Origin of the sequence: Granulosicoccus antarcticus IMCC3135 (genome assembly GCF_002215215.1) — a bacterium.
GTDB lineage: Bacteria > Pseudomonadota > Gammaproteobacteria > Granulosicoccales > Granulosicoccaceae > Granulosicoccus > Granulosicoccus antarcticus.
Genome location: NZ_CP018632.1, coordinates 1,404,805 through 1,417,500, shown reverse-complemented (window position 1 = coordinate 1,417,500; position 12,696 = coordinate 1,404,805). Strand labels below are relative to the sequence as shown.

Sequence of the window (12,696 nt, the reverse complement as noted above, 5' to 3'; positions counted from 1 at the left end):
AGCAGGACCGGCGCTGTGCGCATCAATTCTGTCAAAGCCCCACCTCCCCGTTTTCGTTTGAGCCACACTGCCAAGCTTTCAACAGCCATGGCATTCGTACTCGGCGGCATTGCATGGACAACACTCAATACCGACGCTCAACCTACCGGACCTGCACCCAAGGTTGTTCTTGCGAGCATGCCCGTCACCACATTTTTCTTTGATGACGCTGTAGACGCTCTCGCTGCCCACTTCACAAAAGATACGGCAAATGCTACAAAGCCTGACACTCTGAGTGCGGCATCCAGTGATGAAACTACCACACCTCTACAAAGTGACTCTGCATTCACATCGGGCACCCCGCAGGGCTTGGACCTGCCGGGTTTGACCATTGAAGACCTGGATCCCTTGGTGGAAGAGCCAGATTCAACCACCACAGTCACCGTATCACCTCTGGTTGATCACCCTTCTCTAGCCGCTGTGCGTAATAACGCCGATGCACCTGAAGGCTCGTTGCGTACAGTCGTGGCCGTAGCACCAGGCAATACGCTTTCCGGCATTCTGAATGTCCATGGCGTGGCCATTGACCAGATGCCTAAATTGCTGACGGATGAGCTAGTCAAAGAAAACCTGTCGAGCCTGGCTATTGGTCAGGAGCTGGAAATAACGCAAACGGCTGATGGCGAATTTCACGATTTACGCACTCGAGTCGGCGACGACAAACGCATTACCATCCGTCGCTCAGACGATGGATTCGCGGTTGCATCCATTGACCTACCGGTGGAAAAGGAACGGGTCGTCACTTCTGGGACGATCGAGCAATCACTTTATCTTGCCGCTGCAAAAGCCAACCTGAAGCAGTCCACCATCATGGAACTGGCTGATATTTTCCAGTGGGAGCTCGACTTTGCGAAGGATATTCGCAAAGGCGATCAGTTCAGCCTGGTGTATGACCGGCTGTACCGCGACGGCAGCTATATCGGTGATGGTGACATTCTGGCAGCCGAGTTCATTAGAGGCGGCAAGACTCATCGTGCAATCCGCTTCACGACAGATGATGGCGTAACTGGCTATTACTCGGCTGACGGTCAGTCCAAACGCCGCACTTTCATGCGTCACCCCGTTGATGTCGTCAGAATTACCTCAAAATTCAACCCCAACCGTCTGCATCCAATATTGCATCAGATTCGAGCGCACCGCGGCGTGGACTACGGCTCACCTTACGGCTCTCCGATCTATGCAACAGCAGACGGCAAAATCTCTCTAGCGGGCAAGAACGGTGCTTATGGCAACACCGTCATTCTGCAGCACGGCCAGAAATTCAGCACTCTATACGCTCATATGTCAAAAATCGCCGATAAGTCCATTGCAGGCAAAAGAGTCAAGCAAGGTGATGTCATTGGCTATGTCGGCAAAACCGGACGAGTAACTGGCACCCACCTGCACTATGAGTTCCGCGTTAATGGCAAGCAGATCGACCCGTTGAAGGTTGAATTGCCGGCAGCTCAACCTATCGATGCGAAGTACCTGCCCGAACTCAAGGCTGTTTCCGATGAAATGACAGCTCAGATGCGCAGCGTACTGTCCGATATCGACCAGCAGGTTGCCTCTGTAACCAATGTGATCTCATCTGACTTGACCCCTACGTCAGAATAAAAAAAGCCCGGGTGATAATGGACTCTATTCCATTACTACCCGGGCTTTTTGCCGTCAGCAAAGGCAAAGAAGCTTGCCTCTGACAGACGTTCCCTAGTCGCTCGTTAGACTGAGAACGAAGAACCGCAACCACAAGTCGTTGTGGCGTTAGGGTTCCTGATGACGAACTGTGACCCTTCAAGGCCTTCGGTGTAATCGATTTCTGCACCGGTCAGGTACTGAAAACTCATCGGATCGATCAGCAGCTTGACGCCTTCCTTCTTCACTTCGGTATCACCTTCATTGACAACTTCGTCAAATGTGAAGCCGTACTGAAATCCGCTGCAGCCACCACCCGAAACAAACACTCGCAACATGAGGTCGGGATTACCCTCCTCCACGATCAATTCTTTGACTTTAAGTGCCGCCGCTTCTGTGAACACCAGCGGATCAGGCATCTCGAAGTCGTCAATACTGACTTCAGCACTCATTGGTAATTCCTCTCATTCTCATTACTTGGCAGTGTACTTGACCTACCGTTTTAGTCAACTATTGTTGGTCGACTAGGATCGAATTTCAGCCCATCGGAAACGCTGCACACTGGGTTTCAGGCGCTTTCCCTCCGGTTGAACAAAGATTTCGATATATTCAGGGTCAATGGTAGTGATGTTCTCCACCTTAACCAATACTGTCTGAAAAAAACGCAGGTCAAACGACTCTATTGTGAACGCGTCGTCACTGGACTGTTTCGAAGCGGATTCGGCTGTAATGATATGAGGCTTCTGGTCTCGTTTTTCAATGACAACCCCAGATTGGCTATCAGTCACGACCCACTTTCGATCGGCCCCGCCCGCACCACCTGTCAAACTAACGCCAATGCGGCCAACGGCTCGATTACGACCTTTGGATTGAACCAGAGTAATTGCCAGTAGATCCGACTGCCCCTCAACAATAGACACCTCGTCGACCCAGACCCCTCTGGCCCCTGCTGTTCCGGCAATCCGTCGGTACAAAGCCAGTTCTGCCGCATCGTCACCCGACAATTTCAAACTGCCATCAAGATCTGCCTGCAACTCTGCTGCGCGCGTATCGGCGATATCCCTTGCAAGAGTCTGCTGTTGCAGCTCCAGTTGCAGCCTGGACGTCAAAGCCTGTTGTTGCAATGACTCGGCATCGGCACGAGCCTGTAATTCAGCAACTCGTTCATCCGCATACTCATGCCCCTGAAAGTTACCCGCGTACCACGCTGCGACCACACACACCATGGCCACGCCTGCCCACAAAACGGGCCTGGGCACTAAAGCGAACATTCGAAGCGCCTGCGCACCTGAACTCAGGGCATCAATGCAGGTTGCAACAGACCTTTGGTCTCCGGCAGCCCCAACATCAGGTTCATATTCTGAATAGCTTGCCCGGCTGCGCCCTTCACCAGATTGTCTTCTACCGCCAATACCACAGCCGTACCTCGCCCCTGAGGTTGATGAACCGCCAGGCGGCACATGTTCGTGCCTCTTACCGAGCGAGTTTCCGGATGTGCGCCCGCCGGCATGACATCGACGAAGGGTTCATCCGCAAAACGAGCTTCGAACAATTTCTGCAAATCGACATCCTGATTCAGTCGAGCATAGAGCGTGGCATGAATACCGCGGATGATGGGCAGCAGATGCGGCGTGAATGTCAGGCTGACATTCTCAGCGGTCATGTTCGCCAGGCCTTGTTCGATTTCGGGCAGATGTCTGTGCCCTGACACGCCATAGGCCTTGAAGCTATCGCTTGCTTCCGCCAGCAGATTCGGAACAGAAGCGCCACGCCCCGCACCGGTAATGCCTGATTTGACATCGGCAATCAGTGACCCGGTATCAACCAGCCCTGCTTCCACCAAAGGCAGAAAACCCAGCTGTACAGCTGTCGGATAACACCCCGGATTGGCTACCAGCTGCGCAGAGGCAATCTCTTCGCGATACATTTCAGGCAATCCGTAAACGGCCTTCTCCACCCACTCCGGGCAGGTATGCGTCATGCCGTACCAGCGTTCCCACACGGCAATATCCTTGAGTCGGAAGTCTGCCGACAGATCAACCACTCGTGTTCCCTTGTCCAGCAAGGCGGGGGCTTGATTCATCGCCGTACCGTTGGGTGTTGCATAGAACACCAGATCACAGGATGCGTCCGTAACATCATCAGGATCTGAAAACAGTAAATCGACATGACCACGCAGACTGGGGAACAATGCGTCAACTCGCGTGCCGGCCTGCGCACGCGAGCTGATGAAAACAATCTCGATATCATCACGGACGGACAGCAACCGCAGTAGCTCCACCCCTGTGTAACCTGAACCACCAATGATACCGATTCGCATATGCCTGGCAACTTTCCACGTATGAATAACGAACTGAGGGTCAAAGACGCCTCTGTGATAGTGGATTATTACACAGTCCCACTGACCCGAATCTGTTCAAGCGTGATTCGGGCCAGTTACCTCACTTTATTCAGAACACCTTATCTAGCAGGCGTCGGATTAGCCAGATCGTTCCATGGCGCGGCATAGACCCGGGTTCCGTGAATATAGAACAATGAATCATTGACCATGACTGAGCGATCATTGACATAGCTCGGGTAGAAATAACCATCATCATTAGCTGCAGATTCCACAACCATCGCACCTCTGAAGGTAATACCCGCATCAGTACCGGTGGAGATATCGAAGCCGTGCAGGCCTGTGTAAGTCCAGTCGTAATAGCTGAAGACATCATTTCCTGTGGCAGAGCTACTGGGCAGCGCCTGACCATTGACATTAATACCAAAACTGACTCTGGTAGGGTGTTGCTCGGTCGCCGACTGTACGGTGATGGCACGATGATCGTACAAGGCACTTGAGTGAGTTCCGGTCTGCCCTACCAACACCGACTGAATTTCGCTTGGAGACGCCGGATTGCTCACATCAAACAGGGATAACTTGATTCCCAACTCAGCACCCGATGCAGGGTCCGCGTCACGACCAATTCCTAGTAGGTAATTCTCGTCAATTGGATGCAGATAGTCGCTATAACCGTTGATCTGCAACTCACCCGCCAGTAACGGATTCTCCGGGTCTGCCAGGTCAAGAACATACAAGGGGTCTGTCTGCCTGAATGTCACCAGATAAGACCGGTCTCCGAGAAAACGTGAGGCAAACAACTGCTCGCCCGGCTTGCCAATGAAGGCTGGTTGCGACGAGTTGGGTAGAGTCGATACTGTTTTCAGCTCGCCATTGCCGTCCGCTTTCAAAACTGTCATCAGGATAGGGCTTTCCTCCAGCCCTTGGCGATCGTTCATTGTCGCCACACGCAGATACCCATCCTTTTCACTCATTCTGAAGGGCTTGCGTAATTCATTCCAGCCCAGATGTCCCGGCACGGTGCCAGAACCGGTGTAGACCAATTGCCCTCCATCAATATCGAACTGATGAATATCTGTATCCACTCGCGGATCAGACCAGATGAAATCAATCGGAAACACATCCTGCTCAACATCAACCACACTTCCGTCTTCGGCGATGGGACCCACTGAATAGTCGTATTGAGTCGTGGCAAGAAAAACAGCATTCGGAGATGCGTACAGTGTTTCGCTGGCACCCAGGTAACATTCACTATCACTGAACTGCAGCGTGTCCAGATCCAGCACTGCCAGAGTGATGATGTCAGGAGAGTAATAATCATTGTTACTGGCGGCTTCGGACACAAAACATTCGGCAGGATCAATCAATGCAGTCTGGACGTCTGATCCGTCCAACTGGTATTGAGGCAAAAGGTCGGTTACATCGGCATTGTTGACTGCCGCTTGCCAGGCTTCAGGCGTCTGATCATAGGGCTGCACACCCGGAATCGTCGGATAGAAGCGTGAGGCGAAAAACAGATATTTACCGATTCGACGACTGCTCACAATCTGACCGTCAACCGTCAGACTGCCGGTGATAGATGCATTATCAGGGTCAGTGACATCGACTCGAGTAATCACGCTGCTCTGATCACCGAATGAGTATGACTCCGACCAGTAAGCCCAGTAATTATTACTGTTTGAGGTTAGTACCGCCTGCGCTTTATCCTCAGTCTCGTACAAATAGAAGCCTTCCGCATATCCACCTTCGAGCGGCACAGGAAAGTCTCGGAGACTGACAGCATCTGGAGCATCCGCATCGAGCTGAAGAATACGCAACGTCGTCTGGTAGCCCTCGGGGGCTTCAATGGGACTATCGCCAGGATCCTCATCGCTTGTCATACCAATGCTGTCAGGTGGTGGTATTTCATCAAACTCTATGCTCGGGAAGCCATAGCCAGAATAAGCACTTTCCAGAACATAAAGTCGCTCGCCATTGCCACTGAGCTTGACCCAATCCTGCTCATCAACACCCAGCTCCTGCACATTGGTAGACGTCACTTCGTTGCCTGAATCATCCGGACTCGCGGTAGAACCGCCTCCGTCAGAGGCATCGGAATCAGACGCCCCTTCCGCTGATACTGGGCTGCTATCAGAATCGACTACGGGCTCCGGATAGCTGTTCGCATCCGATACCTGCGCTATAAGCCCCGCACGCAGGGCATCCAGAAACGTATCACTGTTTTCCAGTGTTTTGAGCTTGCGACTGGTATTGGCGTTATCGGGGCCGGGACCGAGGTCCTCATCAGAGCTGCAGGCAGCCAGCAGGACCGCACTGATCAGACTTGCGACCAGGGAGATTCGAACGTTCATGGCAATTCTCTCAAGTGGAAGTTGGGATTTATTTCCCAATCCTACTCTTGTAACGACCAAATGCAAGCTCAAGTTGAGCTTTGATGTTTCAAACCAAGAGCTTTCAGGCGATAGTGAGATCCGCCAGACGTAATCCTGCAGCCTCGACAGCCGCTTGCAGTTGCGATTCGCTATAGGGTTTGGACAAAAATCGCACGATGCCGAGTTTTTCCATCCGCAACTGATCCGCACGTTTATCACGACTACTTATCACTATGACCGGTGGGCAAGCCTGGGCATATTCTTCAAGGATTCTCTTGAGAAAGCCATATCCATCCAGCTGTGGCATCTCCATGTCCAGAATGATGAGATTCGGAATGGCCGTCGCCATGCTCTCCATTGCCTCTACACCATTGCGGCTTTGCCTGACTGCGATGCCGCAGCGCTGCAGAACCCTTGCCGCCGCGGTGCGCATGGTCAGTGAATCGTCGACTACCAGCGCAACCGGGCGCAGCGACTCGCGAGCAGGCTTCACCGTCAGCCTCTGATCACGCCCCAGCGCCTCCACGACACTGTTCAGATCAAGAATGAGCACTTGACGCCCATCTGACAGGATGCTGCCTCCCGAGTACTGATGCAATGTGGCCAGCTGCGGCCCGAGAGCCTGTGTGACCAGTTCGCGATAACCGATGACTCTGTCTATTTCAAGCGCCAGTTCCTGGCCGCTGACACTCACCAGTACAGCGGCTTTTGAAGGAGATTTCAGCGACGCATCACTTAACACCTGGCGGCTCAATAGTTGCGCTAGAGCCACAAGGCGATGTTTCGGCGGTGTTTCTACGGTAGCCCCGGCCATACGTACGGCTTCCACCTGGCTAACGGGAATGGCAAACAACGCCCCCTCGCACTCCACCACGACCACTTGATTGACGACCATGCGCTGCGGAATACGCAGACTTATTCGTGTGCCCTCACCCAGCCGCGACGCCAGCTGCACTTGCCCTCCTAATTGCTCCACAACGGCCTGTACGGCAGATAACCCTAAACCATGGCCCGCTAGCGCCGTTGGAAATTTGATGCTGCTAAACCCGGATCGGAACAAGGTTGCCTGCAGATCTTCATGGGTTTCAACCAGAGGCTCTGCACTTGCCGCGAGCAGCTTGTTCAGCTCTTGTCGGTTGATACCGCGCCCATCATCACTGAAATCCAGCACCAAATCGGTACCATCGATACTTGCTGACAGCCTGATTGTGCCCGTCAGAGACTTGCCCGCTCTGCCTCTTTCGCTCTCCGTCTCGATTCCATGCACGATAGCATTGCGCGCCAGATGCTCCAGGGATGCCAGCAATTTCCTGAAGAGGCCTCGATCAAGCGTCACTTCACCGCCTTCAATAATGACCTGCGCCTGGCAATGAGTCATTTCAAGCGCATCCTGAACCGCCTGCGACAATCGCTCTCGAGCCTCGTCGACTCGAACCAGCCGCGTACGAATCAGCGTCTGTTGCAAGCTGGCAGCGGCACGTGACGCTTGCGGTTGCTCGCGTTCCGCCTGGTTGAGTGCGTCACGCATGACCAGACAAGCGGCCTGCAGATCCGCGAACATCTCAGCCACCGCAGGTGAATGCTCCTGGTGTTCGGACTCTGGTAGAGCACGCCAGCGATGAGAAGTCGTTTCCATATCATGATAGACCTCACGCATGCGTTCCAGAGCATCGCTCAATCGAGCCTGATTAACGGTGACATCGGTCGCCAGATCCAACAATCCCTCGAAAGCAGAATCACTGACAAGCAAGGAATCCGATTGATAGTTGCCCGCAACAGCAGCTTCGCCACCAGAACCAGTCACGCTGAGCTGCGCGGATGCCTGCGTAGTCAGACCACGCAGCGTTGCGTACCCTGCTTTCAGCGCAGCCGTCAGCGCCGGGGCTTCATGCAACTTCTTCAGCTCGCTTTCCAGAACATGCGCATGCTCTGCAATAGTGACGCGTCCAGCCATGCGAGCACTGCCCTTGAGGGTATGCAGCAGAGCCAGTGCTGATCGAATTTCACCGGGCCCGTGTACCTCGCTATGTACAATCAGCCGCAATCGGTCCAGCAGGTCACCAGCTTCCTCGCCGAAGACATCATCCAGTGATCGAACATTTGACGCTAACCCCAACCCGCTGTCGGCAGCATCGCTTCCTGGAATGATACGAGCCACAAAAGCGGAAAGGCGCGCCTCGACGGCTTCCACTTCCGGCTCCACGGATTCCCCGGTAGCCAGACTGTTCAGACGAGCTCGCAAGGCTGCGAGCAGTTCGCCTATGTAACGGGCTTCTGGAGCGTCGAACGAAGACCCTTCGCGTTGGCGTGCCAGGGCGGCACGCTGCAAAGGTTGAACGATGGCCGCGATATAGGGTGCATCTACAGCCTGTGCACTGCCAGCCAGAGTATGTAATGAGCGCAACATTTGCTCGGTGGGCAATCGCTGTGTGATGCCGGCACTAGGCTGCAAGGCCGATCGGATGGAGGATTCCAGCTCTTCCAGATGTCCCAGACACTCGTAATGAAAAACATGCTGGAGCGTGTTGTCCAATGCCAGCCGAACCGAGTCATCCAACGGGTCTGGCAGCAGGTCATCATCGATAGTGAGTGTCAACCCACCGGTTTCATGCAAGCCAAGGGTTGTCTCAAGATCCTCGAGTTTGTCCAGCAGTTCATCAAGCCCTCGCACATCTTCTGTATGACTCAACCACTGATCAATCAATTGCGGGATCACACCATGCACCTCATCCAGCAGCGTCAGCTGCTCTGCGTTCAATTCATCTGTAATACCTTGCAAATACTGAAACCATCGAGTGGCCGAGGCAGCCAGTAACTCGATCGCCGGAGATGCCCCATGAACGGCAGCATCGTTGAACGATTTCAGAGATTGACCAATAGCGACCAGCGAGGCGGCATTGGCACTTCCTTTATAGCGGGACAATGCCGCACCGATGGCATCCCATAACGGCAACAGCCGTGCCACCACATCCTCAGTCTGCCCTTCAGACACACGGGTCTCATCATTCGCCGATTTGCCGTCAAGCAGATTGCGGGCATTCATCAATGCATCCTCAGCATCGATGAGCAACTGGCTCGCTGAGGCCTGGGGTTGCAGCACGCATCCCAGATAATAATCGAGCGATACCAGCAGAGTTGCAATCTCTTCATGGATCGGCATCACCATCCGATTGTCAGCGCTCGACTGCGAAGACTTCTGTCTGTCCTGCAATTGCAAATGAGTCAGCAGGTCACCAAGCCCACGTAACAATGGCGTGACTTCCGGCAAGGGCAGAATCTGCAGAGCCTGGTCAACAGAGATGATTTTCTGAGTGAGGGCATGACATCGACCGGTCGAAAACGCCCCCGCCGGCAGATGTATTTCTAATGTTTCAGACACCTCCTGCAATACCGCTCTGGCCTCTCGCAAGCATGCATCAATCGCCATATCGACGAACACTGCCTCACCCTGAACAGTTACCGGCAGCGCTGGTGTCGCACTGCGCAGAACGCTGCGCCTGGCATTTTTATCAAGCAGTACATCCAGTAATAACAAAGACTCGGCCAAGCGCTGACGTATCTGTTCGAAAGAATCAGAATCCTGAAGATCCTGATCATCCGACGTGCAAGAACCGGCAGAGGTACTGGTCAGTTGAGCACCTGAGCTTCCCGAACGATTCCCGTCCAGCTTGCACAGATCAGCATTGATGCCTTGTATACAGGCCAATGCCTCGGGAGCCCCCATCAGAGTCAGTACGGGTTCGAGCTGCCTCAGGCGCACACGCAGTCGAATCAATCGTGGCTGGTTTTTCGATGATTCGCCTATCGAATTTTCCAGCCAGACACGCAAAGTTTCAGTCTCTGCCGAAATGCTGTTACGAATGGCGCGAGACAGATGGTAGCCAACACCGATCGTCGGCGTGTTACACAATTCATTGGCACGTGCTGCCTGTCGGATTCTGTCGAGACGAAAGCGTCGTCGCAGACCAAGTGCCACTGCATCATCGGATTCAATCTGCGCCAGATAGTAAAGGTAGTTACGCAATAGATCACCCGGCAGTAGATCATCCGGTGCCGCGGCTCGCAGACTTCGACGAACGCATCGTTCCAGCTGTGCATACAGGCTACGCAAGGCCGGCCCATCAATCAGTTCGCCTACCCCGATTGCTCGGGCTACCAGTGAGCTTGCCTGGAACAGGGGCAGAAGAGTATCCAGATAATTGTTCGAGCGACAGAAGCCTGCGAGTGAATCAAGTTCTGCGGCAACGGCTTTAAGCTTCAGTAACCGCTGCGCATCCTGGTTATCTCCTGACCACCAATTCAGCAATCGTTGCGCCAATCTGGGATGCGCCAGACTAGCGCGATCGTTCCAGCTCTGTCGCTGCTTTGCCCATTCCCGGTCAGCTTCGCTATCGATGGAATTTTCACCGAGGGAGGCAATACGGGCCTCCGGCAATTCGATACCAGCTGCCAACACAAGCATATCGGACAGCAGGGTTTCACCTCGACAGGCGCGGCTGTCGTTGACCAACGGCAACAGTGGCAAGGCACTGTCAACCGTCGGGTCTTGTTGTAACAGAGCAACATGCTCACTTAGTTGATCAGTGGCTAACAGCAGCACTCGCGCCAACTCCGCCTGACTGTTCAGCTCGCCCTGCTGATCTGCCTGTAATAACGTCAGCAGTTCTTCGGCAACAAAAACAGCGGCATTCTTTTCAAGCAAAACCAGTGTATTTCGAAAACGCAGCAGGTCCTCACACAGCACCTGCCGGCCGGCCTCTTCCGGAGCTTCCAGAAAGCTCTCTACATGCCGCGCAAAGTCATCACTCTGCACTTGCAGATGAGCTAGTGCTTCGTGCGTAAAATCCGGTACAGAGGCTACGTTTTCAACGCAGTCGTTATCACCGGAATCATCCATGAATCGCAGCCCGGTCCGCAGCCTTGCGCGCCTGGCTGGATGCATCGGCCGTCATGTCTCGACTGCCTTCACGTGACGGTCGAGGTGGCAGATTGAAATCCGACAGACTCTGCTTAAGCTCAGCTGACAAGTCCGCAAGCTCACCCAGAGAATCGGCATTGCCGGTTACGGCATCGCTAGTCTGCCGAGTGATGTGATTGATGACATCCATGTTCTCAGACAATTGTCGTACGATACCGGTCTGCGCTGCGCTCTTGTCTGCCATGGCAACGACACGCTGTCGCAAGGAGTCGGAATTCTGACGAATGATATTCAAAACCTCCCCGGCTTTCTGGATCTGAGTCCCCCCTTCATCCAGCTCGACGGAGGAACGATGCATTGACTTGACTGTGTCCGTTGCATCCCGCGAAATGGTACCTGCCAATGTAGAGATGTCGCGAGTGGCTTGACCCAGCACTTCTGCCAGTTGCGCAACTTCGGCGGACAAACGCCCCAGATCAGCAGTGGCATCGGAAGCAGATTGGGTATTCGTACTGGCAGAGGCTTTGATAGTGGCATTCAAGGCCAGCAGATCGGTACGCTTGGCAACCTCCTGAACAACAGAGACTCGCTCTTCGATAGCGGATACATTGTCAGTCATACGACTCATGAGCCGGGTCGTCGATTCCGCTTCATTCCGAATGATAGCCATGCGATTGAAGCTGATTGACAGCGCATGCAGGCCTCGCTCCACTTGTTCAACGGATGCCTGCGCGCTGGAACAGGCAGCTGTCGCATCGGCAGTGACTTCGGCCAGAGCCCCATTCATCGAAACCAGTTGATTGGACGAGCGATGTATTTCGCCGGATTGCTCGCTGCAGGCACGAGTGACCGATTCAGCGGTATTCAGAGAGCGTTCTATCGCATCGTTAATCTGCAATACCGAATGATCCATGGTGCCCACCAGCCATCGCAATTCGCTGAGCGCAAAATTGAAACTATCAGCCACCGAGCCGGTGAGCGTATCTCCCACCGTCGCTCGGACCCTTAGATCGCCGCTGGCCAATGGGGCAATCTCGTCCAGTAATTTCAGGATGGCCGCTTTCTCTGACTGCTCTCGCCCCTCTTCTGCCGCTATCATCATGTCATCGGCACTACGCCGCGAAGCAATGAACCAGGCGAAAAGAACCATACTCAGCAAGGTCAGTCCCAGACTCCAGTAGGCGGCATTGCGCATGGCTGGCACCGGCAAGCGCAGTCGACGCATCAGTCGATCAGTAACCACCAGTTCGGTCCCTTCCACGGAACCATCCTGCACGGCCGCCCACGCCACTTGCAACTGGTCCATACGCTCGCTGGCAAGCGCGGATGTACGTGCCAGTCCCATCAATGAAACCAGAAGCGCCAGCACAGTTAGCATCAACAAAACAAAAGGGACTGATAGTTTCCTTTCGCGA

Annotated in this window: 7 protein-coding genes; 1 reads left to right on the top strand and 6 read right to left on the bottom strand. The window is 53.9% G+C overall.

The window, feature by feature from the left end:
• Positions 1–87: 87 nt before the first annotated feature.
• Positions 88–1,635 carry a peptidoglycan DD-metalloendopeptidase family protein gene (locus tag IMCC3135_RS06065; RefSeq protein WP_088916793.1) on the top strand — a complete coding sequence of 516 codons (1,548 nt, stop codon included), beginning with the start codon at positions 88–90 and terminating at the stop codon, positions 1,633–1,635.
• A gap of 104 nt (positions 1,636–1,739) precedes the next feature.
• On the opposite strand, the gene erpA is transcribed toward IMCC3135_RS06065, so the two are convergent.
• From erpA to IMCC3135_RS06035, 6 genes are all read right to left on the bottom strand, one after another.
• Entirely contained in the window at positions 1,740–2,105 is a 366-nt protein-coding gene (gene erpA / locus IMCC3135_RS06060; protein WP_088916792.1) for an iron-sulfur cluster insertion protein ErpA, read from the bottom strand.
• A gap of 72 nt (positions 2,106–2,177) precedes the next feature.
• Positions 2,178–2,924, bottom strand: a complete 747-nt coding sequence (locus tag IMCC3135_RS06055) for a hypothetical protein (RefSeq protein ID WP_088916791.1) — start codon at positions 2,922–2,924, stop codon at positions 2,178–2,180.
• A gap of 23 nt (positions 2,925–2,947) precedes the next feature.
• On the bottom strand, positions 2,948–3,973 hold the full coding sequence (gene argC / locus IMCC3135_RS06050; protein ID WP_088916790.1) for an N-acetyl-gamma-glutamyl-phosphate reductase: 1,026 nt from the start codon (positions 3,971–3,973) through the stop codon (positions 2,948–2,950).
• Positions 3,974–4,113: 140 nt separating this feature from the next.
• A complete protein-coding gene (locus IMCC3135_RS06045) occupies positions 4,114–6,342 on the bottom strand; it encodes a beta-propeller domain-containing protein (RefSeq protein ID WP_088916789.1) in 2,229 nt (742 codons plus the stop codon).
• A 103-nt stretch (positions 6,343–6,445) separates the two neighbouring features.
• On the bottom strand, positions 6,446–11,260 hold the full coding sequence (locus tag IMCC3135_RS06040; RefSeq protein ID WP_169727415.1) for an ATP-binding response regulator: 4,815 nt from the start codon (positions 11,258–11,260) through the stop codon (positions 6,446–6,448).
• Positions 11,253–12,659 (bottom strand): methyl-accepting chemotaxis protein, encoded by a 1,407-nt coding sequence (locus IMCC3135_RS06035; RefSeq protein ID WP_236994810.1) that lies wholly within the window; start codon positions 12,657–12,659, stop codon positions 11,253–11,255. Before IMCC3135_RS06035 ends, IMCC3135_RS06040 begins: the two co-directional genes overlap by 8 nt.
• Positions 12,660–12,696: the final 37 nt, after the last annotated feature.

Coding starts and splice junctions, on each gene's coding strand:
- IMCC3135_RS06035 (WP_236994810.1), bottom strand. CDS start 12,659: ATGCTAACTGTGCTGGCGCTTCTGGTTTCATTGATGGGACTGGCACGT.
- erpA (WP_088916792.1), bottom strand. CDS start 2,105: ATGAGTGCTGAAGTCAGTATTGACGACTTCGAGATGCCTGATCCGCTG.
- IMCC3135_RS06055 (WP_088916791.1), bottom strand. CDS start 2,924: ATGTTCGCTTTAGTGCCCAGGCCCGTTTTGTGGGCAGGCGTGGCCATG.
- IMCC3135_RS06065 (WP_088916793.1), top strand. CDS start 88: ATGGCATTCGTACTCGGCGGCATTGCATGGACAACACTCAATACCGAC.
- IMCC3135_RS06040 (WP_169727415.1), bottom strand. CDS start 11,260: ATGGATGATTCCGGTGATAACGACTGCGTTGAAAACGTAGCCTCTGTA.
- argC (WP_088916790.1), bottom strand. CDS start 3,973: ATGCGAATCGGTATCATTGGTGGTTCAGGTTACACAGGGGTGGAGCTA.
- IMCC3135_RS06045 (WP_088916789.1), bottom strand. CDS start 6,342: ATGAACGTTCGAATCTCCCTGGTCGCAAGTCTGATCAGTGCGGTCCTG.